Source organism: Telluribacter roseus (assembly GCF_017355915.2).
GTDB lineage: Bacteria > Bacteroidota > Bacteroidia > Cytophagales > Spirosomataceae > Telluribacter.
In genome coordinates this window covers 156,899-183,563 of sequence record NZ_JAFEUV020000007.1, presented here as the reverse complement: position 1 = coordinate 183,563, position 26,665 = coordinate 156,899, and the positions used below count along the sequence as shown (strand labels likewise).

The window sequence follows — 26,665 nt, the reverse complement described above, 5'->3', positions numbered from 1 at the left end:
TTTAAAATTAATAAAATATTTTAAAAACAAAATAGTGGTTGCCTTTTACCTGTTCAAAAATGTAAGCTATTACAGGACGGGTGAGTAGCGGAAATCAGCCTCCCTATCTACAAAAGAGAAGGATCAGATAAAGGGTTAATGACAGGATTAGTACCTTAGTGGCACAACATCTATGGCTATGCATAAAGACAGTATTCCTCTGATCGATCTATCGAACCTCTCCATAATGGACCAGACGGAGGTGCTGCTGCATCGGTTTGGTGAGTACCTGGAACAACACCAGAAAAATCTCCCGCACGTACACCGGCATAGCTTCTACCATATCGTTTTTTTTACGGAAGGTGCAGGTACCCACACGATTGATTTTGAAAACTTTACGGCACAGCCGTTTCAGGTTTACTTCATGATTCCGGGGCAGGTACACTCCTGGAACTTCCAGGGTCAGGTAGACGGGTACGTGGTTAACTTTACGGATTCTTTCTTCCACTCATTCCTGCACAAACCTGATTACCTGGATACATTTTCCTTTTTTAGTGGAGTAGCCAGGGAAGGGGTAATCAACCTGGCTAGCGGGGATGGAGAACAGGTACTGGCTAACTTTGAAAAGGCTCTGGCACAGTATCAGAGCGAGCAGCCCCTGAAATGGGACATGATCCGTATACTGCTGCTGGAGCTGTTTATCCTCATCGACCAGAAGAAAACCCTTTCACTACCGCAGACCCTACCGCATCACCATTTCATCCTGCTGAAAAACTACCAGAAGCTCATCGATAAGAAGTACCTGACTCTGCGCCGCCCCCGGGAGTACGCCGACTTGCTGCACATCACCCCCAGCCACCTGAACGCCATCTGCCAAGAGCAGACCGGCCAGTCGGCAGGGGAACTGATTCGCCACCGGATTCTGCTGGAAGCCAAGCGCATGCTGGTTAATCTGGACCTGAGTGTTACGCAGGTGGGGTACCTGCTCAATTTCAATGACAACTCCTACTTTATCAAGTTCTTCAAAAAGCAGGTAGGGCTTACACCCGAAGATTTCCGTAAAATGTACAGCCGTACCTGACTCCATTCAGAATCTGCATTTAGTACCACAAAACCCATAACTACTACCCTGTTCAGATGGGTAGCTGGGAGTATTTTTGTGGTATATCTAATTCTAAATGCAGAACGCCATGTCCTCCAATAAATCAACCTTTTATAGCATTATCAACGCCAGGTGTCCCCGCTGTCATGAAGGGGATATGTTCCCTACCTCTATACTGGCTAAGCCAACGAAGTTTAGAACCATGAATAAGGAGTGTACCTGCTGCGGCCAAAACCTTGAACCCGAGCCTGGCTACTACTGGGGGGCCATGTTTGTAAGCTATGCGATCAATACAGCCCTATTTGTAGCCGTATGGGTAGCTCTTGGCCTTATTGTCGAACAGCTAACTGTTACCATGATGGTAACCAGTCTGCTATTTATCTCTATCTTTTTTCTGCCTTACATTTTCAGGTTATCACGTGCCGCCTGGATAGCTATTTTTATCCCCTACGAAGGTCCCAGCAATCAGATTGAGAAAAAGCATAGATGGGTAGCTTCGTAATAAAGCACCTACATGTTTGAACATACGCTCAAATAACGTAGCTTACTATACGACTACTTACTGCCCAACCTACTAAACCTGGTTTACACCTAGTTTTTGGGGAAGAAGAAGTGGGGCTGCGTCTGTTTGGGCGTATTTATGATCTGCCCGAGAGTACCCACTAATTCAGATATTGTATCGGGCTTTACTACATAACCATGTGAGCCCAGTTTCATGGTTTCCTTTACATCTGTTTCGTTGGAAGATGTAGAGAAAATTATAATAGGTACTCTCTCAAGTCTATCGATCTTTTTAAGATGGGCCAGGCATTGCTTTCCATCCATACCCGGCATATTCAGATCAAGAAAAATATAATCGGGCGTAAAGTTTACATCATTCTGCAGTTTTTCTACCGCGTGAGTTCCACTTTTTACTGTAACGCAATTAAGAAAGGGATTAAGCCGGATCATGGCTATTGTAAAAATCTCATGCTCTTCTGCATCATCATCAATAAATAGACAGACACTGTTCCTCATGCTTTTAGCTTAAATATAATTGGTGTATAGATATATAAAGTAACCAGTTACAAACGTATACTATACTAAAAGTAGCAAATGTTACTTTAACGTAAAGCTGAAGCTAGGAACAATATTTAGTAAAACTTCGAAAGATTATAGTAGTCGTAAGCTTAATGATAAAAAACAGGAGAGTCAGCAGAGGAAATATACAAATTTTCTCTGCTGAGACTGGCAATTTCGAATGAAATGAAAATAGGGCAATAGTAATCTGAATGAGAGTCCCTTAAATAAAAAAGCAGGAACCGAATGGTCCCTGCTTTTTTAGAATATGAAATAATCTACTGATTACCTGTAGTAGTAGTAGGGGTAGTAGGCATAGCAGCTCTTTCTACACTATCTCTTAAAGTCTGAGCGCCTTGCAAATGTGTCCGCAGAGCCGGTAACTTACCGGTCGCCCAACTCTTTAATTCAGTATCTCCTCCCTGATTAGACTGAGTCTCAAATAGATTAATAGTTTGCTGGTGAGAAGTAACCATCATTCTGGCGTACATACGGTCAAAAGCCTGACCAGTAACTGCATTCAAACTATCGTATTTTTGTCTCTTCTCCGTGCTAAGGGTCGTAGGTAGTGTTATATTCTTGGGAGTAGCTATGCCCATCAATTCCTCGGTAGATTTTGTATGGTCTGTAACCATCATCTGTCCGAAATTCTTAACATCCTGTCTGGCGCCTTTGGTCTGTGCTAACTGTCCCGCCTGAATTTCGAACAAATTAGCATCTGTTGCCATTACGGCAAAGTTTCTATCCTGCTCGGGAACAGTAACGACATTATCATCATCATTTTTGCAGGAAGCTGCGAAAAGCAACCCCGAGAGAAGAATTACGCTTAATTTTAATTTTTTCATACCTGTGGCTTCTATTAGTTTATACAGGTTACTACTAAAATAAGCGTACCTACCTTAGTAGCATATATAGCTATAATTCAAATAGTTAAAGTAATACTATGAATACTTCTAAAATAGTTGAAATTAATTCTTATTTATAAAGTATATCAACCATTGGATGATTGTAAGACGGCTGTAAAAAACTACATTCTGTTGAATATCTTCATCATAAATTAATATCAGGTATAGCTATAGTCGTAGTAATTTTCTGCTCTCCTTTATGACATTTCGCTATGTTTCTATAAAAGTCCTTTATTTCAAAGTAGACAGCCTGCCATTTAATTGATTTACAGTCAATACTACAGGTATATCAGGTAGTCTGGCTTTTGAATAGTTAATCAGATCCATTTGACCACAGAATACTACATATAAAAAACAAGCCCAACCAGTCGGTCATCGTAGACGTTGATCCGGAACCGTTCGTCCGCGGTTGACCCACCACTAACTTTGATATTCAGCTGAATATCTTTGATAGATTTGAAGGTAAAGGCGTCGTTAATTTTCAGGTTTTCGATTGCCCCCGTCGTACCGCTTTTTGTAGGATCAAGGTGTTCAGGAATACAGCCGTAGGCTGAGAAAAGCAGGGCTACCAGGGCCCCGTGTTTTAAAAAAGTTTTCATGGTAGGACAGATACAGAGGTATATGATCATGATTATGTTTGAACCTCAGCAAATGTATAACCACCAGGCACAATGGATCAGAAATTTCGACCAATAGCCTTATAAATAACCTGATTTGCCAATAATTATACAAAAATGGGCGTACTAGAAAAGGAGAAATAACCGGCAGAAAACGGAGACAAATTGCCCGCAAAAACCTCACCAAAATGTCCATTCTGGCTTTCTAAGCCTCCTCTTTTAGTAGATGGCTCCGTCCCGGTTAGCCAGGGCCTGGTCTGACGGTTGGGTAGCCGGCTCCTGTACGATCACTACGGCGGCCAGTACCAGCCCAATGCCCAGGTACTGCCCTATACTTAACATCTCCTGGAACACCAGCAGACCAATCAGGGAGGCCACTACCGGCTCAATGGTAGCCACAATGGAGGCCCGGCTGGACTCGATGACCTGAAGGCCTTTGGTGTAAAGCAGATACGCCAGGGTGGTAGAAAAAAAGCTGAGGCCGGCAATATACAGCCAGGCTTCGGTCTTCCGGAGCAGAGGAACTACCTGCTGAATATGGCTGAATGGCGTAATGGCTATCGCAGCGAAGACAAAGGTGTAGAGCGTAACGGTGAGAGAATCATACTTCTGCAGGGCGTACTTCCCAAACACGCTGTACAGGGCATAGAAAAACCCGGACCCCAGGCCAAGAAGTATGCCATAGAGGGAGACCGGATTATCCGTCGTCGATCCAATGCCAACTACCAGTCCGCAGCCTGCCAGGGTAGCCAGGAGCGCCAGTACCTTACGGATGGTCAGGGCTTCGTTAAAGAGAAAACGGGACAGAATGGTCACGAAAGCGGGCGCCGTATAGAGCAGAATGGTAGCCACCGAAATCGATGTTTCGCGGATGGCGCTGAACATGCACCAGTTGAACAGCACGATACTGATGACACCCGTCCCGATAAAGTACCGGGTGTCGGAGAGCCGTATCCTCAGCCGCCGCCAGTCGGTCAGAAGGGTATACAGCGCCAGAAAACCAGTAGCGGATAGAGCCCGGACGGCTACTACCTGATTGGTGGTAAAGCCCAGATCATACAGTTGTGAGACAAACAAGCCAATCACTCCCCATAGAGCGGCGGCCATCGCAACAAAAATATATGCTAGTTTTTTGTTCATCAGTTCGTAACTACCTGGTCAGCTCCCGGCCATCCCTCCGTTGATGGTGTAGGCAATGTGATAATTAGGGTACTCCCCTGCCCTATTCCATACTTACTACTTCGGTTTGCATAGTTAGGGAAATAGGAGATTTCAAACTAAGGTAATGGATAACTTTCAATTTACGTGAACAGCAAAAAACCGCTCTGCCTATCGCACATGATAGGCAGAGCGGAGCATATGATTTAGCTAAACTTTACTTAACCATAGCGGGTAGTAGCCGGAATAACACCAGACCAGCTACATACACCACCAGCACACTGACCAGTAATTTATACATACCTCCGTACGCCGTGTCCAGATCCGGAGAGCTGGTAAAGCTGTGTCGGGGTTCATTCTGATAGTCAGCGTGCCTGAAAGGGATCTGCTTGAACAGGAATGGGTAGTAGAACTCCCTCAGGGAATCGTGGTGACGCGTAGCACTTTGCAGAAAATCCAGATAAGAAGGCAGATCGGAGCCGGCCAAAGCATTGAATACTCCCTGCACATTGACAGGAACTGATAGAACATTGAGTCGTTCCACTAGCTGGTGCCGTGCCCGTAGGCCCTCCTGGTATTCCCTGGCCAGGTCTTCCACGGCCATGTCGCCCAGCTGATGAAAAGCGTAGTACCAGCGCCAGGCAAAGCGCCCCTTGATCTCGGTGGTATCAGTCCACTGCGGGTAGCGGGCAAAAAACGCTTCCATGGTTTCGCGCTTGGGCTTGTCCCAGCCTCCGTGCACTACCTCACGTTGCCGGATGGTGAGTTCCAGTGCCTGCGGTACCGGCTGGGTTACCGCTACGTACACATTGAGCAGGGCGGGTATCACGATGGTGAGCAGGAGCCATACTCCCAGCAGTGTAATGGCATTGAAAGCAGATCCCTTGTGCAGGGCGGCTACCAGAAAGGCCACTCCAAACCAGAAGAGGCAGTACAGTACCACCGTCCCCAACCACATGCCTATCCGTACATCGGGTACTACCCTACCCCATCCCATAGCAATTATTGAAAGCAACAGTGCGAGAGCCAGCACGATCATCACCCGAAAGCCCAGCTTAGCGCCCACGATCAGCGGCAAGCCAAGGGGCTGTGATAGCAGGAGCGGGAGTGTACCCTGCTCCTTTTCGACCGACAGGATATTGAAGCATAATCCTATAATGAGTAACGGGAACAGGTAAACGAATACAAAGGCCAGGTCAAAGTTTCCTGAAAGTACTTTGAGCGGGTTGATGTTTTCGGTATCGTACAACTGCGACTGGAGATTAAGCAGGCGTAGCTTGATGTAGTAGGGATTCACATCCCGCTGGCCCATGGACAGGCTCGCCCAGGTGTCAGGATGATTGACGGCAAAGGTAGAGTGGTAGTACCCGATATCGCCCGCATCAGCCTCACCGGGGTACTTAGCTTTCATCTCCTCGATATTATGCTCTGTAATGCTATCCAGAGCGGCAATATTCCGGCGCTGTCTATCGATCTCGGTCGTACCGTAGTAAATGCCGTACAGGCCCGCCAGTAGTGTAAACAACGTCAGGATCAGCAAGCCCTTGTCGGCCCGGAAGTTGATCCATTCGTATTTTATCAAAATCCAGAACTTTCTTATCATGGCTTAGGTAATTTGTGTATTGTTGATCCGATTTACTCCCACTGTACATACCAGCACCAGCCACAGCAGGAGAGCCACCAGGGATAGCAGGTGGTTACCCAGTGCCCAGCCTGCCGACGGGGTCTCATAGGTAAAGGGCTTGAAACTCTTCCAGGTGTCACTGCTCAGCCGGGTTTGCTTATCACCGTACTTAAGCTGGGTCGCCTGGATGTGATTGAGCCCCTGAGCCAGGTGGTACCGGTACTCTTCGGCCCGGTTCTGGAAGTGGATGTAGTGCCGGAAGTCGGAGCCTGCCATGCCCATGGACAAGTGGCGTACGGCCAGGTACGGGTTTAGAAAGCTGGCGTACTCGGATATACGGTTCTGGTTTTCGAAGATGCCCGTCAACTCTTCAAAGTGCTCCTGGTACACGCGGCTGCTGTGTTCCTCGCCCGCGGCCATCTGTATCCCGTCAAAATTCACCGGTAGTTCTTCCAGGGTTTTTACGCCGTACTTGCGGAGTAGCTCCTGTTTAAGCGCTTCGGCCCGCTGGTCATGTGCATTATGCCCGTCAATGCCTTTGGCTACCTCCTCGTGCACATCGGCGTCCATCTGGGCTTTAGTAGGCGTCGTATACAGGTTAGCACCCAGATTGGCCGAAGCCTTGGGTAGGATGACGCAGCAGAAGATCCAGATGCCCAGTAGCGTTACCAGAGCCGTACTGGACCGCTGGTACCAGGACGATACCACCACCGACATCACAATAAAAATGAAGAAGTAAATCAGGTAAAACACGATAAACAGCAGCAGTCTGAGCAGTACGTCGGCCTCCAGGTCATAGCCTCCCCGGCTAAAAAGCAGCGGACTGGCCAGTACCAGAGCGGGAGCCACTACTAGGCCTACAACCCGGCTGTACCCGGCGATCTTGGCCCAGGCTAGCTGCCGGAGCGAAATGCCCTGGCTCAGGAGGATCTTCAGGGTACCGGTTTCCTTCTCCTGCGTAATGGCGGCAAAGCACAGGAAAATAATGAGCAGCGGAATGAGCATTTGTAACACAAAGGCAACGGTCATCTCCCCAAACCGGATCAGGGAAGACGACTGCTGAGCCTGGCTGAAATTGGCGCTGTTCTGCCGGTGCGCTTCCATGTATACGGAGGCGCCCGTGTAGCTATCGAGCCCGAAATCCAGGAAACTAATGCTGGACTTGGGCCGGAAGGCATAGGAGCCGTAGTGGGCCATGCGGTGCGGATGCCGGTCGGCGGAGTTGGCAAACTGATCATTTACCGTTTGCTGGGCTACCTCACGCTCTTTCTGCAGGGTGCTGTAGCTGTGCAGGCCCACCACCGTAGCCGCCAGCAGGAGCAACAGCACGATGATACTAAGAGCCATAAAACGGCTATCGCGGAGGGTACTGATAAATTCTTTCTGGGCGATGCTTCTGACCATACCTACACGTGCATATAGTTTAAGTATAGTTTTTCGAGCTCATTGGCATCCAGGTCCGATGCGGCCAGTACATCCACCAGTTCGCCTTCCCGCATGATACCTACCCGCGTACCTACTTCCTTGGAGCGAAAAATATCGTGAGTCGCCATAAAAATGGCCGTACCGGCCTCGCTCAGCCGGAGCAGTAGTTCCGAAAACTCATTGCTGGCCTTGGGGTCCAGCCCCGAGGTAGGTTCATCAAGCAGCAGTACGTTGGCCTGCTTGGCCACCGCAATGGCAATACCTACTTTCTGGCGCATTCCCTTGGAGTACCCCCCTACCCTGCGTCGGACTGCCTCCGCCGGTAATCCGGCCCCTACCAGGTACTGCACCAGCTCATCCTGGGTGTAGCTAAATCCCGCCAGGCTGCTGAACAGGGCCAGGTTTTCCAGGCCCGACAGGTTGGGGTACAGCATGACGTTCTCGGGTATGTACGCCAGGTATTCCTTTACTTTGGTGGTATGGGAGGCTACTTCCAGCCCATTGATGTACGCTGCCCCTGAGGTAGGTTTGATAAATCCCAGGAAGAGGTTGATGGTAGTAGATTTGCCGGCACCGTTCTGCCCCAGCAGGCAGAAGATCTCCCCGGACCTGATCTGCAGATCCAATCCTTTAAGCGCCAGTTTATCCTGGTACTCTTTCCTAAGCTTTTTCGCTTCCAGAACAATGCTCATTCGTGTAAATGTTTTATGGAGATTAGTTTAGATTCAGAAGGTATAGTCCATAGTAGCCATAAAATTTCGTGGTCCCGGGCAGGTGGCCCCAGGCTTGGCCGGAAGTTATCGTAGCCTCCTAGATATATTTTCCGGCTAAACAGATAGTACTACCATATTTGCAACCAGGATGCAAATGCATCGTAGTTGCAAATATGGAGCTTCCATTGCTAATTTGCAATGGCTACCGACCATTATTTATCGGATAAAACTGTAAGTAGTAGGTACCCACAGAAGGGAAAAGTATAAAGTAATGGCAGAGAAATGCATCAATAAAGGCCCAACAAAGCTGCTGCACCAATAAAGGTATGAGCGCTGCTCCCAGGTAGGTCCTAAGCGCTATAAGTTTATTGGAAGTATGTACCGGATTTTAGAGCCTGCTGTGCATCTCCCCGATCTCCTGCTCAACGGCATCAATTAACGCCTTGAACTCATTGGTATGAGCTTCAAAAGGTTTGGGGTGCTCCCCCATTACAAACCCCACCAGAAACGCCTGAAAGGGGGCCTTCTCCAGGTTTGCTTCGTAGCTTTCATCCTTATTATATCGGGCAAACAGACTATGCTGCGCCTTTTCGATCAGCCGCTCCCTGAGTGAAGCCTTTTTTTCCAGCAGATTGCAGGCGATGGCAAACTGACGGTCAAACTGTGCCTTACGCAGCTGCTCCTTTTTAAGCTCCAGTTCTTTTATTACTCCTGCCCGGGACTCGTGCTCGCTTTGCTTCTTACGCCCATCGGCTGCCTTTTGCTCCTGTTTCTCGTACGGATTATGCAGATCCCTGATCGCTACCATGGCCTGCAGAAAGCCGCCAATGTTGTGTATGGTATGGCCGGCTTTGAGGTGGCTGAAAGTATAGTTAATCCCTCTTCTGATCTGCTCCTGCGGAAAGTCCCGGAACCACTTCTCTACGGTAGTACTGCTTACGTACTCCTTTACCTGCTTATACACCGCCTCAAAGTCACCACTTATGTCCAGGATAGGCTCTACCACCGTATTCTCCTCGGCCGCTCCGACCTGCTTCTTACGCTTGGCCTGGATGTTGAAAAACCGTATGCCTACTACCTTCTTTCTACCCGCACCGGGCCGCCGTTCGTACTGTGGTTCGTAATCAAAGGTAATATCGGCTTTGGAGTTGATCTCCTTGTAAGCGGGCTCCAGCACCCGCTGCTTGACGTGCTCCCAGGTTTTGAGCGTATCCTTGATGACTTTCTTGAGCCTGGAGTCATACTCCTTGGCACCAATCATCTCCCGGAACTCATCAAAATTCAGGGTCTTTGATCCAACGTATTCGTACAGCTTCAGCAGTTCGTACGTACGAATGACGTAGGTACTGTCGATCTGCATGGTTATCTCGGGATCATACTGCGTGTAGCGCTGCTTAAGCTGGAGCAGATAGGGGCTTAGCTCATTATTAAACTTCAGGCTCAGGTACCCTCCTTCGCCCATGTACCCTTTCAGATCATTGGGCCGGTCTACCATGGCCATCAGCGGGTAGCTCTTCAGACGACCTTCACCATTTTCGTCGGTATAGGGTATATGTACTACCCGGTTGAGCAGCAGTTCTTCGGCTTTACGTATTTCCTCGTACAGCTTTCCGTTGGGCTTTTTATCGTACTCCGACATAAAGTCCCGGATAAAGATATCCACCTGCTTGAATTCGGTGTCATCCTTATGGATTTCTTTCACCATCTTCTCGAACAGTCGGATCTCCCACAGCGTAAACCGGTAACGGGCTTCTACCAGCTCATTACTTTTTTTGATGAGCGTAATCGACTTGTACTTCTTGGATCGTTTACTTTCCTCAGGTCCTTTAGCCATTTATCAACATATATGGGTAGTACGTATCCAAATGTAAAAAAAAGAGATGAGGAATACGTGCTTTAATAAGAGGAATTTGTGCTTTTACTTAGAGGTATACGTGCTTAAATGGTGAGCTATACGTGCTTTTATTGGGAGGGATAGGTGTTTATATCAGGAGGTATATGTGTTTATATCGGGTGGTATTTGTGCTTTTATCGAGAGGTATACGTGCTTTAAACCTCTGAAAGGCATTGAGATACAGACGTTTGCAAAGCTCTAAAGAATACAATATATTAAATTGTAAAAGAGAAGAACATACAATAATAATTGTAGTTGCATTTTTTAGTTCTGGTTTTTAGTAGCCCAATTGGTAATAAAGCACAAAAACCTCTCATCTTTTTGCGTTTGGTAGGCTCTCTTTCTACTGTAGGAGCATTGACACCCTTAGAATAAATTTCCGCGGGGCGCCGTGCCAAAGGAATTAGTCCTTTAGGGTCAATGAGTTAGAGATAACACGCAAATAAAAACACATTTCCCTCACGTCATTCCAGGGTCAGTGACGCCTCGTGACCTGCAGGTAAGGGTTAAAAAACACATATACCTCCTACCCTATTTGCAGATACTACCTTACCATTGATGTAGTCGAACCCAGCACGTTACTGCGTCTGGCTTGGTAGGATCTATCTGATTGGGGGCCATGTGCCTGGCGAAATACCCTTGCAGGCATCAGCAGCTAAATGAAAAAACACATATACCACACATTGGTTGGGCAGGAACAAACCAGCGGGTCCTGCAAATATTTACGCAAAAGCTGAGGTGTTGTGTCTGAATTCAGGAAGAAAATAATACATTTGGCTCTATCAAGACTCATTTCTCTATGAAGGTAATCTCTATAACCAACAACAAAGGGGGAACTGGTAAAACCACTACTTCCTACAATCTGGGCGCTGCCCTCGCCAATCGCAATCATAAAGTACTGTTAATTGATCTGGATGCTCAGTGTAATCTTACCATCGCCGCGGGAGTCCCGACTACGGGTCGCCATATTGGGGAGCTGCTGTTGGGAGAAGCTGGCTTTGATGAGGTGGTCGTAAAAAAGGACGGATTTGATTTGCTGCCTGCCCACCGGATGCTCCTGAGCTATGAGTACCGTATCAATACCGAGCCGGATAGCGGCTTCTTTTTGTCGGAAAACCTTGAGGGAAAGGACTACGATTTTGTCATTATCGATTGTCCTCCCAGCCTGGGATCACTGACCGTCAATGCCCTGGTGGCGAGTGACTACTTTGTGGTACCTATGCAGGGTGAAAACTTTGCCTACGTGGGATTGGACGAGATACTTCAGCTCACGGCCAAGATCAGACGCAGGATGAACCCCAGGATCAAGCTGGCCGGCATCCTGTTTAACCGCTTCGACATGCGGACCAAGTTTGGACAAATGGTACTGCAGAAGCTTATGCAGAATCCGATGGTGCGGGTATTTGAAACGTCGATCCGGCAGGATGTATCGCTGATGGAAAGTACCGCCTTTGCCCAGTCCATTTTTGCTTATGCACCCGACTCACGGGGAGCCAGTGATTTCAGTAAATTATGCGATGAACTACTAGAACTATATGGCGAAGAAAAAATTCAGCAGTGATCTTTTGCGTGACTTGCACGCGGAGGCGGTAGCTCCTCTCCCCTCCCTGGAAGACGAAAGCACTGAACTATCTGAGCTTTCCTTTGAAGAGCAGTCGCGCCTGGAAGAGTGCGAAGAAATTATCCACAAGGGATTAAAGACTTTTGTGGAGGTGGGTAGCGCCTTGTACGAGATCCGGGATAAAAAACTGTATCGCAGCCACTATAAGACCTTTGAAAGCTACTGCCAGGATCGCTGGCAACTCAAGCGGCAGCGCGCTTACGAGCTGATGGGAGCCGCTGAGATAGTAAATCAGCTGTCAGAAAATTTGTCGGAAATTTCCGACAAAAGGGTTGCTCCTCCCGACAAGGAATCGCACGCCGCGGCTTTATCGCGGATACCCGCCGTACTGAGGTTCCGGGCCTGGCAGAAGATCGTCGAGGAGAGTGTACAACAGGCGCGTCCGGTTACGGTGAAGCTGATCAATGAAGTTACTGATCACCTCATTGAAGAACAGGAACCCCATCAGGCAACCACTAAAGCTCCGGATGAAACCGAAGAGCTCCTGAAGCAGATGCGCAACAAGGTAGCTAAGGCCAAGCTGGATGATGTACGTATAGAGATCAGCGGCAAATGGCTCATCAAAAACAAGCTGGAAGATATATGGAAGCGGATTAGTCCGGATGCTGCTCACGAAATCTCTGAAGACTACCGGGCGCTGATTACCCTGACCCAGGCCGAGAAAATAGGCATAATCCGAAAATTGAAATAGTTTGGTAAGAATACTATTTAGATAAAGACACTGCCTCAGGTACTGGTTCCTATAGAAGTAGGTATAGATAAAAACACATTTTACTCTCATTGAGATTGGGAGTAGACTACCGATATATGGTACTACTGGGTACTCCACTACTCCTTACTGTATGACATCAGGAGCCGCTATATGAGTAGCGGCTCTTTCTATATGTAAACCGATAGACAATTCACGATAGAGCGGTCGAGGCCCTATCCTATGCAAATCCTTCCGACCCTAGCTTATATAACACCCTATATGTACCAAGACAGAAAGTAGTATAGTTGGAAAGACGGGCAGTAATCAGGTACTAGAGAGGGATTATAGTGATGAGGTATATGTGTTTTTTTAAATTTGTCTGCGTAAAGCGGGGTACTTAAAATAGTAGTCAGGCAGACTATACTAGTACTTCAGCGTACAGTACGTGTATATAAGAAAGATGAAGTACTAAAGGAATAGTACCAGGGAGATAGATGGGAGTATATAGTTTGAATAAAAATAATTTCGATTTCTGTGTCTTGTAATAGTGAGATCCTGAATTTTTGGCATCACTATTGCTCTATGTAAGAGAAGAATTTGAATTTCTAATAATGGTGTGGATATTGTTTGGGAGTCAAAGGCTACTGGCCTTTGACTCCTTTGTTTTAGGACATTGCCCGGTAGCAAGCCCTAGGCTGTGGGGTACCTACTTATAGAAGTCAGGCAGGGGATTTAGCTTTACATTTTGCCGCTGGTGCCAGTAAGGATAAATGGTAGGTAGTTCGCTGGCCTGATCCAGGCGCTTAACCTGCTCGGTGGTCAGGTTCCAGCCAACGGCTGCCAGATTCTGTTGGAGTTGCTCCTCGTTGCGGGCACCAATGATAATGCTGGAAACGGTAGGGCGCTGAAGGAGCCAGTTGATGGCAATCTGAGCGACGGTCTTACCGGTTTCGGCCGCAATCTCATCAAGCGTATCCAGCGTATTGTAGAATACCTCTTCATTGACAACGGCTTCGGGTACCGGACTACCCCCTTGCGCAACGCGGCTATCGGGCGGTAGGGGCTGGTTGCGGCGGTACTTGCCACCCAGTCGGCCAGCGGCCAGGGGTGACCAGATGATGCCTCCTACCTTCTGATCCAGGCCCAGTGGCATGAGCTCCCATTCGTACTCCCGATTGGCCAGTGAGTAGTACACCTGATGGGCTACGTACCGGTTCCAGCCGTACTTTTCCGATATAGCCAACGACTTCATCAGGTGCCAGCCCGAGTAGTTGGAAGCAGCCAGGTACCGAATCTTTCCGCTTTGCACCAGATCATCCAGTGTCCGCAGGGTCTCTTCGACGGGTGTGACTCCGTCGAAGCCGTGCATATGGTACACATCAATATAGTCGGTATTTAAACGCTTCAGGCTGCCTTCCACCTGTCGCATCAGGTGAAAGCGGGAGGAGCCCTGGTTGTTGGGGCCTTGGCCGAAGGGAAAAGTAGCCTTGGTCGAGATCAGGACCTCGTGCCGGAGTCCGTTGAGGGCTTTGCCCAGGATCTCCTCCGAAAGTCCGTCTGAATACACATCCGCCGTATCAAAGAAATTTACACCGGCCTCCATACAGAGGTTGATCATCCGGGTTGCTTCTTCTACCTGCGTACTCCCCCAGGCTTTAAAAAAATCATTGCCGCCACCAAATGTAGCAGTACCAAAGCAAAGTACCGGTACCTGAAGTCCGGATGCACCTAATTGTCGATATTCCATAGGTAGTGGTTGTAGTGATGGTTTCTAGATGAAACGAAAATCACTGAATGAGGTTTGAACCCGATCAGGGAAGAGCATCAAAGGCCGGAGGAGAGCGTCCGGCTATGTACTACAATTCGGGAAGAGAGATCAACAAAGCAGAGAGGGAAAGTACGGCAGAACTACTGGTTTCTGCCGTACGGATACTTACGGAACGATACCGCACTCATGGCATTTTTTTCAAAGACGGCCAGGCAGTAGGGCTTAAGCTCGTCCTCAAAGTTATCATCGCCCGGTACCAGCTTAGCAGGTACCGGCGCACCAGCGGGAAAAAAGTATACTTTGGTGGTTCCGTATTTGGTATGAGGCATAAAGTTGCCGTACTGCTCCATTTCGGACCATAAGGTATCAGTGGTAGTTACGGCATAGATACGTACAACAGGTCCCGTATTGTTCTCATTGCGGTACAAAGCTACCTCTTTGAAATCGCCGGTCAGATCGTTAACTCCCGGCTGACTTATGGAATTGCCAATGATCCAGAACAGCAGCAGAGCTACCACAATACCAATCCAGTGTTTTCTTTTCAACTTATTCATAGTGGCAATATAGCGGATGATGAAACCTTTTAGAGAAAACCTGCTGTAATATATTTAGCCTGCTTATGGGGTATACCAACCAATCCATTTCGGATAAGTTGGTATACTGGCCCCAGAGTTAGTAATTGAATAGCAAAGTGGGTTGACAATACAGGTACACCACTACTGCGCTTCCAGTACCAGTGACAACTCATGGAGGAGTTGAACGGTGATGGGTTTGGATATGAATTTCAGCACACACGGGTACTGACTGGCTTTTTCCTTATCGGCCGGATTGATCGTTGAGGAGACAATAAACACCTGCGTATCCGGGAAGTAGATGTAGTAGTCTTTCATGAATACATCCAGAAACTCCCATCCTCCCATGACAGGCATGTCCAGATCCAGAATGACCAGGCGGGGGTACAAGTTCTGTTCTTCCTGTCCCGACTGTGCTAACTGCTCGTAATATTCCAGGGCCTTCTGCCCATTGGTGGCTGTCACTACTTCCCGGGCAAAGGAAGCTTTGCTGTTAACCATTCTGAATATCAGCAAAGCCGTGCTGTCATCGTCTATGTAGTGTACTTTTTCAATCATGTGGGCTATCTATGTATGCTACTTTTGGATTGTAATGGTGAATGTAGTACCTACCTCTACCTGACTTTCGACTTCGATACTACCACCCATGGATTCAACTTGTGACTTGACCAGGTACAGCCCAAAGCCTTTACTGTCGGGCCGGTCGTGAAACCGCTGGTTGAAGCCAAACAGACGCTCCCGGTAACGGGCCAAATCTATACCAATGCCATTGTCACTGAATATCAGCCGTACGGAGTCTCCTTCATTCTTCGTGCTGATACTGATTGACAGCCTTCGGTTAAAGCTGCGGTACTTGATGGAGTTGCTAAGCAGGTTCATGAAGATACTTTCCAGATACAGCTTGTCGAAAACTACAGCCGGAACTTCGGAATCATCAAAGATAATACATGCACCCACTTCCTCCATCGACATGTTGAGCTGCTGGCACACTTTGTCATAAATACTACGCAGACTGATCAGTTCCCGGTTCTGGACGGGCTTGCCTTTTATGATCAGAATATTGATCAGGTCATTTACCGTATTGTTCAGAGCCATGGTAGAGGCTCTGAAGCCTTTGAGTATTTCATCGAGTTCGGCATTCTCAGTGGGTATACAGTCAACCAGGGACAGCAAGCCCAGCAGGTTGGATAGCGGAGCTCTGAGGTTATGGGAGGTAATGTAAGCAAATTGCTCCTGGTCGTGATTTTTTTGGGTAAGCTGTCGGATCAGCTCTTCCCGCTCCTTTTCGGCTTCCTTTTGCAGGGATATATCCTGTATAGATCCGATCATACGTATAGGCGTACCATCATTCCCTCTGATGAGAAAACCCCTGTCCAGTACGGTAGCGTACGAACCTTCAGCCCTGACCAGCCGGTACACGTTCCTCCACTGCGTTGCCTGTGATGACCGGATAGACTGGTGAATACTTTCCATCACGGCCTTACTATCATCCGGATGAATGTGTGCTAACCATGAGTCAGTATCGTATATCTTTTCGGCTATGTCATAGCCAAACAAGGTTTTGTAGCCATCTCCCCAATGTATTTTGCCATCCATCGGATCCCATTCCCATATCGCGTCGTGTGTAGCCTTTGCTACCAGGTCATAGCGTTCTTTGGCTATTCTGATCTGCTCCTCGGCCAGCTTACGGGCTGTCACATTCCGGAAGTACAAGGTCAATCCATCCTCGGTAGGGTAGCAGCTGACATCGAGCCAGGCCCCGATGGAAGGCAGGTACTCTACGAAGTGGACGGATACCTGTTCGACCAGGGCCCGGTGGTACTCGGTATAAAACCGGAGTGGGATTGCTTCCTGGTACATTTCCCAGAGGTTTCTTCCCATTGCCTCAGCGCGACTAACTCCCAGAATATGCTCGGCCTCGTGGTTCCAGTAGGTAATCTTCCAGTCCTTGTCAAGGGTGAAAAAACCATCCGTTATACTTTCCAGTATGTTGGTGATCTTCTGATTATTGATCGTTAGTTGCTCTTCTACCTTTTTCTTCTCAGTATCATCCCGACCTATACAGAATAGTACCCCTTCTTCGATGTCCCAGGTGGCCGTCCATACGATGGGTACTGTGGTGCCGTCTTTGCGGATATAGCGGTTTTCGAAGTTGCGCAGGTAGTTATTATCAATGACCCAGTTGAACGCCTCCATGGTTTTGGGATGATCCTCGGGTACTACCATATCCATAAAGTACTTGCCGATGAGTTCTTCGGGCTCGTATCCCCATACCATCCGGCAGGCGCTACTTGCCTGGATGAACCTCCCCTTATCATCAAAGGTGCAGATCACATCCAGCGAGGCATCCAGAATCTTTTGATTTTCCTGTAGGGCCTTCTGTGTCTGCAGTTCTGTAAGCTTTCGATCGGTAATATCCAGGTGAGTGACCAAAACACTTGGTGGAGCCTCCTCCGTGAGTAGGGGAATGGCCTTTACCCTGAACCAGTGGGGACGGGCTGAGGATTGGCAGTGGTAATCCAGAGCAAATATACTTAACTTCCCACGTATGACTTTTTCAATCCCTTCGGCTATGCCACCCGCGGCTGTTTCACCCGATTGCCTGCATAGATCCAGATAGTTATAACCCGTTATATCACCTTTTGGTTGAAAGCAGCAGTGTTGATCGTTCGCATAGGTTATCCTTCCGGTATGATCCAGAAGGATAATGCAAGCCTGTAATTGATCCAGAATCAACTTATGCTGATTCTGGCTTGCAGGAGGGGAACTATGGGGGGCATCAGGGGCTAGTCCTGTCTGTACATACGTTACCAATATTCCTCCCGGACGGCCTGTTTCGTCCATCACCGGGCTGCACGAAGGGTGCCATTGCTCCACCTGTAACGGACTATCGGCAGGTAGTAGATCGGTAGTAGTACTGGGGTCAGTACCCGAGAGTAATATGTGTTTTATTAGAGGTACTACATCCGGCCAGGTACTATACGCTGAGCTTCCCCGGGGAGGGAGGCCCGTCTGGTCGAATGCACTAAGGTTTCTAAAGGCTTCATTATAGAAAACCAGGGCGTCAATCCCCCAGAAGAGAACCATGGGCAGCACAGAGCTTTCTACTATACTTAATGTGGTTCGCAGACTTTGTGGCCATTGTTCAGAGGATCCCAGCGCAGTAGCCGGGTAAGCGTCACCTACCCACTTTCCCGGGACTTCATGCCCGGGAATACCAATCATAGGAGGCAGTTGTAAGGAGTTCAATTTCAAGAGGAGGAAGTATAATTTTCAGATGAATGATTCAAATTTCAGGCTATGTCAGGGATCTAGTTATGATTTGGACCTTGCGCGTAAGTACCAGACTTCGCGGCAGGTGTAGGAAAATTCTGTATCAGTAGTTCGTGTTCTTTCAGCTTATTGATTTCTTCGATCACCAGTGGTTTTCTGATATATGACAAGACACTGCTATAGCGCCTGACTCTCTCTGTATCGAACGGAAGAAACGAAAAGGAACAGATACAGATCTTTGTATTCGGAAATAGGTGCTCGTACCGTGTGGTATATTCTTCCAGAAAATGCCACCCATTCATAACGGGCATCTCCACATCCAGAAATATCAACTCGGGTACATGGGGTACCTCACCGGTACGTAGTTTTTCAAAGTAATCCAACCCCTCCCTGCCATTTCGCAGGACAATCACATTCTCCGCAAAATTGTGCCGTTTGACCATTAAGGTTAGTAGCTTGAGAGTAGTAGGATCATCATCAATCAAGAGTAAATGGTTAATCATTCTATATGTAATAATGGATACTTTGAGGTATGCAACAATCAGGCCGAAGCCTCTGCATGAGGGGTAGATTTTATGAGTGAAGAATAGACTGGGGGAGGAGCGGTCTGTGAGTCAAAAAGTTGATGGTAGAAGTGCTAAGCGAATGTAAATACCACCGTCACGATGTGAGACTAACTGATGCCTCCCAATTCACCATTCATAGGTATGGTATCAGGCAGATCTTTAAGTACTTACCCATTCTTATAGTAGTTGGCTAACGGAGTTTAGGCACCTCTACCGCACGGCCTACATAACCTGTTTCTTTTGTACCTGAGTCTGGTCTTCTTTATTAGTAAAGCAACTTTAGGTAAGTAATTTAAGTAGAGTGCTCCCTTTCTTATTGTATGATAAAAGGGGAGATGAAAGACCTTGATCTATATTTGGATTTTTCGGAGATGGGTAGTGGTATGGCCGGTTTTGACAGCCTGTATTACAAGTACCACCAGGCCGTGTATGCAAACATTCTTAAAATGGTGCGGGAGCCTGCTGTTGCGGAAGATCTGTTGCAGGATGTTTTCTTGGCGCTTTGGGAACACCACACCTCTATTGAGAGCAATAGGGTAGCCAACTGGCTATTTGTAGTGAGCTATAACAAATCACTTACGTTTCTAAAAAAGCTACGGCGAAGTCCGGTTTCTCTGGTACCTGAGATAGCCGTACTGGAGAACATAGCTTCCAGCGATTTACTTTCGGAGGAAGACTTTCTGGAACGGCTGGCTATGGTAGAAGAAGCCATAGCACTCTTACCGGAACGCAAAAAAGAAATCTTTTATAAATACCGCTTTGAAGGCATTCCTCTCCAGGAGATTGCGTCTCTCCTGAACATTTCCGTTCATACGGTAAAGGACCATCTGAAGGTGGCAACGAAGTTTATCCGGGAGTATATGACCGAAAAGTCCTGTCATCCTTCAAATGCTGACCTCCTGCTGATCTCCCTGTACTTCTCCCTTTGAGGGGGCAATTTGCTGATTTTATAATTTTTTTGAAAAACTACCCATCCTGTTTTTCAATCCGGAGTATTTAGGGATATAAACCAAATGCTCCATGCCTACTATCCATCAGCTTCTGGATAAACTAGTCCAGGGTACCATTACCGAAGAAGAAGAACGCTACCTTTTTTCCTGGCTTAATAATCACCAGGACGAATGGGCTTTTTCTCAATACACAGCATACATCCAGCTGCTCAAAAATAAGCACAAAGCACTGGAGGAGGAAAAAGCGACTCTGATTCTCCAGAAAATACATAACCGGATAGTTGTCGATGCACCACTAGCCAGCGAGCCCGATGCGGCAGGCCCCGCCACTACGGAGGACTACCGTACACCAATGCTTCGGAGTCGTTTTCAATTCAGGTACTGGGCCGCTGCGGCCTCAGTTCTGCTGCTGATCCTCTCGGGCTGGTGGTACTGGAGTAGTATGGCAGAGCTAACATCAGGTGAGGGCTCAGTTGCCTCCAATGCTCCTCATGTTATTGAAAATTCCAATCAGTCGTCAGGTATCAAACCCGTTGCTCTACCCGATGGCAGCTCAGTATTGCTGTACCCGGATAGCAAAATCAGCTTTACCGACTCCTTGCAAGGCAATCAGCGGGTGGTGCATCTGTGGGGAAAGGCTTTTTTTGAAGTCAGCAAAGATTCCCTAAGACCTTTTATGGTAGTGACTACCGACATGGTGACGAAGGTACTGGGTACCAGCTTCATGGTGGAAGCCTTTGAAAACCAAAAGAACTTTTCAGTAACCGTGAAAACCGGTAAAGTATCGGTAACTACGAACGACAAAGTTACTTTTGGCGAAGCCAGGCCCACCAGGTCTATACAACTGACGGCTAACCAGCAGGCCGTGCTGGCCAGAAGCAACCAATCCTTTACTGCAGTGTCCATTCAGCCCGAATTGGTCCCCGAGCTGATTCCGCCGGCCCCGCTTACCTACCGATTCAGGGATGTACCCGTTGTCCAGATTCTGAAGACACTAAGTCAGGATTACGGCATCCCGATTCAGGTGGACGAGAAGGTTCTATCGGGCTGCTCACTTACCACTACACTGGCAGATAAATCGCTGTTCGAAAAGCTGAAGATTATCTGTGAAGGGATAGGCCCAGGTACTTACTACACCGTCCGGGAAGAATCCATAAGCATAACATCCCTAGGATGTAACAACTAAAACCTAACTCCTAAACCCTTACCCATTATGCCACCAATCTCTAACGCTCCCCCCTAGCTACTGCTACCACCTTAATGGAGGTGCGAAGTATTCTGGTGCAGAATACCTATTGTAATAACCTCCACCCCCTGAAAGTATGAGCTAATCTTTTTGCCAATTAATGCTGACCTAAATGAAAGTAAATTCTAAAGTAAAGTCCCGTGGATGGATGTTACTACAACTGACTGGGCTACCCTTTTTGTTAATCTGGCTCCTTTTAGGACCCGCACTAGCCAATACTACGGCCCAGGAGATGCTGGACCGCCGGATTAGTATTTCGTTTGAAAACACAGACCTGATTACGGTGCTGGACCGGCTAAGTGAGGCTGCCCGGGTAGATATTACCTATAATTCACGGATCATCCCCAGGAGCCATACGGTAACCCGTGATTTTAACAACGTAAGAGTTGCCGATATACTGACACAGCTACTAACGCCTCTGGATGTAACATTTCTTGTCATGGACAAGCAGGTTATTCTCCGCAAGCGTGCGGCTACCCCTCTACCTAGTACTCCCTCCATCAAAGTAGGGGCAGAAGCCTCCGTGCTGGATAAGCGTGTACAGGGAAAAGTAATGGATGAGAAAGGGGAGGGGCTACCGGGCGTTAGCATTATCCTGAAGGGGAGCCAGCAAGGTACCACAACCGATGTGGAAGGTAACTTTTCGATCTCTGTTCCAAACGATGAGTCAGTACTTATCTTCTCGTTTGTCGGGTATACAAATCAGGAGGTTGTAGTCGGGAACAGGACCCAATTGGAAATAAACCTTGTAGCGGATGTGAAGTCCCTGCAGGAGGTGGTAGTAGTTGGCTACGGAACCCAGAAAAAGGCAAACCTAACGGGCGCGGTCGCAACCGTTGATATAGCTCAACAGGCCGAGACCCGTCCTATTACTTCTCTTTCCTCTGGTTTGTCTGGTTTGGCTTCCGGTCTATCGGTCAACCAGGGCAGTGGACGTCCGGGTGGAGATGGGGCCACGCTACGGATCAGGGGCCAGGGTACCCTGAATAATTCAGACCCACTGGTGATCATTGATGGAGCCGTAGGGAATATGAATCACCTGAACCCGCAGGATGTAGAGAGCATTTCGGTACTGAAGGATGCCGCCTCAGCCGCTATATATGGATCAAGAGCAGCCAATGGGGTTATTCTGATTACTACCAAAAAGGGTAAGTCCGGCGAGTTCAGGGTAAACTACAATTCCTTCTTTTCTACGGCAAAACCTTCCCATGTAGTAAAGACCGTCTCCAACTACGCTAACTACATGGAGCTGATCAACGAGGGATTCAGGAACTCGGATCCTAATGCTACTCCCATCTTCTCACAGGAAAAAATAGACTTATGGCGCGCCAATGAAGGAAAAGATCCGCTCAAGTACCCCAACACCGAATGGACCGAACAAGTATTCAGACCAAACTTGCAGCAAAACCACAACCTATCGTTTTCCGGTGGTACCGCTACAAGTCGCTACTTTGGTTCCTTTGGATACTTAGATAACCCGGGTATTATCGAAAAAGCAGGCTACCAGCGCTACAGTATGCGCCTGAATATGGAAGCTAATGTAAAGCCCTGGCTGACATTGGGTACTATGCTCAATGGTCTGGTTGCTAAAACGGATATAGGGACCAATATCCTGGAGGATGTCTTTACGTATGCCGGCGCCAGTACACCTGGTATGGTACTCAGAGCTCCGGATGGTCGCTTCGGAAGTCCTAATAATCCCGAAGATGATCCTCAGTCCAACAACGTACTTCACAGGCTTTACGGCCGGAAGGGCGACATCAGACAGAATAAGTTAACGAGTCGTTTCTTTGGTAAACTGCAGCCGCTGGAAGGACTCTCTATCGAAGGATCTTTTAACTATATATTTGATGATCAGCTACAATACCATCAGCCGGTATTTAATGATCGCTGGGATTTTATCAACAATACAGTCGCTACTGCGGGTACCGGCCGATCGTCGGTCTTCAACCAGAACAACAAAAACTACCAGTACTTCATGGATGGGATTGTTCGGTATGACCGGACGTTTTTCAGCCGGTTGACGATGAATCTGATGGTGGGTGCCAGCCAGGAGTACTATAAAAACGATTGGTTCAATGCCAGCAAGCTCGATCTGGTTGATCCCCTTCTTAGTGTGATCGATGCTGCCACCATGGATGCGGCGGCCAACGGAAATGCCAGCGACTGGGTGATGAGGTCTTACTTCGGACGGATCAACCTGAATCTGGATGACAAGTACCTGTTTGAGGCGAACCTCCGTAGGGATGGTACTTCCCGCTTTGCCGCCGGAGCGAGCCGATGGGGTATGTTTCCTTCATTCTCGGCGGGCTGGAGAATCTCAGAGGAATCTTTCTATGACATCTCCTGGATGCCAAGCCTGAAAGTCCGGGCCTCCTATGGTTCGCTGGGCAACAACGCCGTTGGTAACTATGAGTACCAGGCGGTGTATAATGCGGCCAACTATATCCTGAACAATAACCTGTACGTCGGCTTTGCCCAGACGGCGCTGTCAAACGCGGCTCTGACCTGGGAGAGTACCTACATTACTAACCTGGGTTTGGATTTCGGACTGTTCAATAACAGACTGGATGGCTCCCTGGAAGTATTCGATAAGAGAACCAAGAATATCCTGATCGACCTGCCGGCTCCGCTGGTCGTAGGAAATGCATCCATTCCAAAACAGAACGCGGCTGAAGTACAAAACAAAGGGATAGAACTGAACCTTAACTACCGCAACAATGTAGGGGCCTTCAACTACCGGGTAGGAGGTAACTTCAGCTTTGTGGACAACAAGGTGACTAAATTTAAAGGGAAGGACCGTACCATCAGTGGCTCCAACTTGATTCAGGAGGGATACGCCATCAATACCCAGTATGTACTGGCGGTAGACCGGATCATCCAGACTGACGAGGACCTCGCACTGGTACAAAGCCTGATCGATAATGCTCCGCTGGATCCTGCAACCGGACAAAAACGTAATCCCTTTGCCGCCTATGGTACTCCCAGAATAGGTGATCTTCTGTATAAGGATATGAATGGAGACGGGATCATCAACGACGAGGATCGGTATACGGTAGGGCATGGTACGGCACCACGTATTTTCTATGGTATGAATATGGGTTTTGACTGGAAGAACTTTGACTTCTCAGTTTTGCTGCAGGGAGCGGCTGGTCTTAGAACCATCTGGACCGACATCTATCATACGACCGGTGTACGCTGGGGATATCAGATCAATGAGGAAGTAGCTGAAGGCAGATGGTACCCGGGCCGTACCGATGCTACCTATCCAAGGCTGCTGAACTATACTGATGTGAGAAATACCCGCAACAGTGACTTCTGGTTACAGAATCGCTCATACATGCGTCTGAAGAATATTCAGCTGGGCTATACACTTCCCAAAGCAATAACTGAAAAAGTAAAAATATCTACCCTGCGCGTGTACGGAAGTCTGGAAAACTACCTGACTTTTACCCGCTATAAGGGATTTGATCCGGAAGTAAGTGGAGTACAATATCCTACTCTTAAACAAGCATTACTGGGACTCAACCTTACTTTTTAACTAGAAGCATCATGAAAAAAATACTTTATCTAGTACTACTACTCAGCGTTAGTGGTTGCTATGACCTGGACACTCAACCTTATGATAGAGTAAGTGCCGGTACCTTTTGGAAAACGGAGGAGCATGCCCTTCAGGGACTGGTGGGCGTATATGCAGACATGAAGGATCACAATCTCTTCGGGCTATATAACATGTTTGATAACATGACGGATATCGCTATCGGTTATGACCCTCAGGGGATGGGTGACTTCATTAACGGCAATTTTACCGACCGTACCGGAGCCGTTGTGAATCGCTGGCGCCGTGGCTACGACGGGATCCAACGGGCCAACACCGCGATTCGTAACATAGCTGGCATGGATATCCCCGAAGCATCAAAGACGGTTTATATCGCAGAAGCCCGGTTCCTGAGGGGGCTGTACTACTTCTATCTGATGAACCTCTTCGGAGGAGTACCCATTTATGATGAAGCGGTAGATCTGAATAAGGATTTCAATCAGTTGCTAAAGCCCAGAAGCTCAGAAGAAGAGGTACGTGCTTTCATACTGGCTGACCTGACTGCCGCTGTGGATGGACTGCCTGTTACCTATCCGCCGGCACATCTGGGACGAGCTACCAAGGGAGCCGCTCTGGCATTTCGGGGTAAAGTGTACCTGTTTAATAAGGAGTGGGCCAAAGCCATCAGTGATTTTGAAGAAGTTGTGTACAACAAGTCTAACAATTATGGCTATGAGCTAAATCCCAGCTACGCCAATCTGTTCAAGCAAACGGGTCATAATAGTAAAGAGATGATTTTTACTATCCAGAACAAGGGGGGAGTAGGTTTCCCGTATGGTATGCCGTTGGCTTTTTATCTGGGTACCCGATCTACCTTCGGAAGCAGCTGGAATAATGGAATGCCTAGTACCACCCTGGCCGATATGTATGAAAACAGAGATGGTACACCCTTTGACTGGGAACAGCATTTCCCCGGCTATACTACCAACAATACCGTAAAAAGAACGGCCATGATTGCTACCCAGCAGAGTGGCAAATTGGTAACGGTACCTGATACGGCTAAACTGAATGAGATCTATAGTAATCGGGATCCCCGTATGACTGAGACACTGGTAGTACCCTATTCGTACCAACTGGGATGGAATGCCAACGCTCCCCGCCAGATGCAGCTGGTACTGGCCACCGGTGCGAACGAAAATTTTGGTCAAATCCGTAATAACAGAGGGTGGATGACCTACGTATGGAGAAAGTTTGTACCGGAGGCTAACCTGAACGGTGACCTGACCGACCGAGCGCATACGCCGATCAACTTCCCCCTCATGCGTCTTGGGGATGTACTACTTATGCTGGCCGAGGCCTATAACGAGATGGGGCAGCTCGACAAAGCCATTGCTGAACTGAACAAAGTAAGAGCACGCTCATCTATGCCTGGCCTTAACAGTGGGGTAGCAGCATTGGCAGTAAGCAGTAAGGAAGATATGTTCCGGCGCATTGTTCATGAGAGAGCCGTAGAACTGGCTGGTGAAGGACACCGGTACTTCGATCTGAAACGCTGGGGCCTTCTCAAAGCCTATACCGCAGGAGTCACTGAGAAAAGTATCGTTGGCGATAATCTCCTGACCCGTAACTTCCAGAATCGTCATGTTATCTGGCCTATTCCTGCTCAGGAAATTGAAATGAATCCTTCGCTTACCCAGAATCCAGGCTGGTGAGTGCATTGATTATTGGACTGGCAGTACCCATTTGGTACTGCCTGTTTTTTCTTTTGAATGTACAGTCACTACTATCCCTAACTACATGGGTTATAGGAAGAAAACGAAGCTGATACAGCCTTTCTTCTTACTACCCAAATTCAGTTCATCGTCAGAATAGACGGCTTATCCACTCATATTGCCAGTTGAGCAAGATCCCGTAGTATATCAGTGGGGTGCGCTATACCTTTGAATCATCAAACAAGCCCAAAA

The 26,665-nt window shown here is 47.9% G+C and carries 21 protein-coding genes; 8 read left to right on the top strand and 13 right to left on the bottom strand.

Translation table 11 applies throughout. The features are described from left to right. Window positions 1-178 precede the first annotated feature (178 nt). Both JTN23_RS14880 and JTN23_RS14875 read left to right on the top strand, forming a co-directional pair. Window positions 179-1,060: an AraC family transcriptional regulator gene (locus tag JTN23_RS14880; RefSeq protein ID WP_247235645.1), complete on the top strand. Its 882-nt coding sequence runs from the start codon at window positions 179-181 to the stop codon at window positions 1,058-1,060. A 109-nt stretch (window positions 1,061-1,169) separates the two neighbouring features. Then, window positions 1,170-1,583, top strand: a complete 414-nt coding sequence (locus JTN23_RS14875) for a DUF983 domain-containing protein (RefSeq protein WP_247235644.1) — start codon at window positions 1,170-1,172, stop codon at window positions 1,581-1,583. A gap of 89 nt (window positions 1,584-1,672) precedes the next feature. On the opposite strand, the gene JTN23_RS14870 is transcribed toward JTN23_RS14875, so the two are convergent. From JTN23_RS14870 to JTN23_RS14835, 8 genes are all read right to left on the bottom strand, one after another. Then, the gene (locus tag JTN23_RS14870) at window positions 1,673-2,098 is read right to left on the bottom strand and encodes a response regulator (protein ID WP_247235643.1); all 426 of its coding nucleotides are present in this window, start codon (window positions 2,096-2,098) and stop codon (window positions 1,673-1,675) included. A 320-nt stretch (window positions 2,099-2,418) separates the two neighbouring features. Next, window positions 2,419-2,985, bottom strand: a complete 567-nt coding sequence (locus JTN23_RS14865; protein ID WP_247235642.1) for a DUF4142 domain-containing protein — start codon at window positions 2,983-2,985, stop codon at window positions 2,419-2,421. A 401-nt stretch (window positions 2,986-3,386) separates the two neighbouring features. Then, complete coding sequence (locus tag JTN23_RS14860) at window positions 3,387-3,644, bottom strand: hypothetical protein (protein WP_247235641.1); 258 nt, start codon at window positions 3,642-3,644, stop codon at window positions 3,387-3,389. A 237-nt stretch (window positions 3,645-3,881) separates the two neighbouring features. Continuing rightward, window positions 3,882-4,802 carry a DMT family transporter gene (locus tag JTN23_RS14855; RefSeq protein WP_247235640.1) on the bottom strand — a complete coding sequence of 307 codons (921 nt, stop codon included), beginning with the start codon at window positions 4,800-4,802 and terminating at the stop codon, window positions 3,882-3,884. Between the two features lie 235 nt (window positions 4,803-5,037). Next, window positions 5,038-6,423, bottom strand: coding sequence for an ABC transporter permease (locus tag JTN23_RS14850; RefSeq protein ID WP_247235639.1), 1,386 nt, complete (start codon window positions 6,421-6,423; stop codon window positions 5,038-5,040). Between the two features lie 3 nt (window positions 6,424-6,426). Then, window positions 6,427-7,848 carry an ABC transporter permease gene (locus tag JTN23_RS14845; protein ID WP_247235638.1) on the bottom strand — a complete coding sequence of 474 codons (1,422 nt, stop codon included), beginning with the start codon at window positions 7,846-7,848 and terminating at the stop codon, window positions 6,427-6,429. Between the two features lie 2 nt (window positions 7,849-7,850). Continuing rightward, a complete protein-coding gene (locus JTN23_RS14840) occupies window positions 7,851-8,561 on the bottom strand; it encodes an ABC transporter ATP-binding protein (RefSeq protein WP_247235637.1) in 711 nt (236 codons plus the stop codon). A gap of 409 nt (window positions 8,562-8,970) precedes the next feature. Then, window positions 8,971-10,416: a replication initiation protein gene (locus JTN23_RS14835; RefSeq protein WP_247235636.1), complete on the bottom strand. Its 1,446-nt coding sequence runs from the start codon at window positions 10,414-10,416 to the stop codon at window positions 8,971-8,973. Between the two features lie 859 nt (window positions 10,417-11,275). On the opposite strand from JTN23_RS14835, the gene JTN23_RS14830 reads away from it, so the two are divergent. Both JTN23_RS14830 and JTN23_RS14825 read left to right on the top strand, forming a co-directional pair. Then, on the top strand, window positions 11,276-12,037 hold the full coding sequence (locus JTN23_RS14830) for a ParA family protein (RefSeq protein WP_247235635.1): 762 nt from the start codon (window positions 11,276-11,278) through the stop codon (window positions 12,035-12,037). Next, window positions 12,012-12,788 (top strand): hypothetical protein, encoded by a 777-nt coding sequence (locus JTN23_RS14825; RefSeq protein WP_247235634.1) that lies wholly within the window; start codon window positions 12,012-12,014, stop codon window positions 12,786-12,788. Before JTN23_RS14830 ends, JTN23_RS14825 begins: the two co-directional genes overlap by 26 nt. A 706-nt stretch (window positions 12,789-13,494) precedes the next feature. On the opposite strand, the gene JTN23_RS14820 is transcribed toward JTN23_RS14825, so the two are convergent. From JTN23_RS14820 to JTN23_RS14800, 5 genes are all read right to left on the bottom strand, one after another. Continuing rightward, window positions 13,495-14,535 (bottom strand): aldo/keto reductase, encoded by a 1,041-nt coding sequence (locus JTN23_RS14820; protein WP_247235633.1) that lies wholly within the window; start codon window positions 14,533-14,535, stop codon window positions 13,495-13,497. 161 nt (window positions 14,536-14,696) lie between these two features. Next, entirely contained in the window at window positions 14,697-15,110 is a 414-nt protein-coding gene (locus JTN23_RS14815) for a hypothetical protein (protein ID WP_247235632.1), read from the bottom strand. A gap of 162 nt (window positions 15,111-15,272) precedes the next feature. Next, the gene (locus tag JTN23_RS14810) at window positions 15,273-15,686 is read right to left on the bottom strand and encodes a response regulator (RefSeq protein WP_247235631.1); all 414 of its coding nucleotides are present in this window, start codon (window positions 15,684-15,686) and stop codon (window positions 15,273-15,275) included. Between the two features lie 18 nt (window positions 15,687-15,704). After that, window positions 15,705-18,353 carry a PAS domain S-box protein gene (locus JTN23_RS14805; RefSeq protein WP_247235630.1) on the bottom strand — a complete coding sequence of 883 codons (2,649 nt, stop codon included), beginning with the start codon at window positions 18,351-18,353 and terminating at the stop codon, window positions 15,705-15,707. 86 nt (window positions 18,354-18,439) lie between these two features. Then, a complete protein-coding gene (locus JTN23_RS14800; protein ID WP_247235629.1) occupies window positions 18,440-18,904 on the bottom strand; it encodes a response regulator in 465 nt (154 codons plus the stop codon). A gap of 398 nt (window positions 18,905-19,302) precedes the next feature. Between JTN23_RS14800 and JTN23_RS14795 the strand changes: the two genes are divergently transcribed. The 4 genes from JTN23_RS14795 to JTN23_RS14780 all read left to right on the top strand — a co-directional run bounded on the left by JTN23_RS14795 (window position 19,303) and on the right by JTN23_RS14780 (window position 26,413). Continuing rightward, window positions 19,303-19,896, top strand: coding sequence for an RNA polymerase sigma factor (locus JTN23_RS14795; protein WP_247235628.1), 594 nt, complete (start codon window positions 19,303-19,305; stop codon window positions 19,894-19,896). Window positions 19,897-19,987: 91 nt separating this feature from the next. After that, window positions 19,988-21,103, top strand: coding sequence for a FecR family protein (locus tag JTN23_RS14790; RefSeq protein ID WP_247235627.1), 1,116 nt, complete (start codon window positions 19,988-19,990; stop codon window positions 21,101-21,103). Window positions 21,104-21,275: 172 nt separating this feature from the next. Further along, window positions 21,276-24,704 carry a SusC/RagA family TonB-linked outer membrane protein gene (locus tag JTN23_RS14785; protein ID WP_247235626.1) on the top strand — a complete coding sequence of 1,143 codons (3,429 nt, stop codon included), beginning with the start codon at window positions 21,276-21,278 and terminating at the stop codon, window positions 24,702-24,704. Window positions 24,705-24,715: 11 nt separating this feature from the next. Then, the gene (locus tag JTN23_RS14780; RefSeq protein ID WP_247235625.1) at window positions 24,716-26,413 is read left to right on the top strand and encodes a RagB/SusD family nutrient uptake outer membrane protein; all 1,698 of its coding nucleotides are present in this window, start codon (window positions 24,716-24,718) and stop codon (window positions 26,411-26,413) included. The last annotated feature ends 252 nt before the right edge of the window (window positions 26,414-26,665 follow it).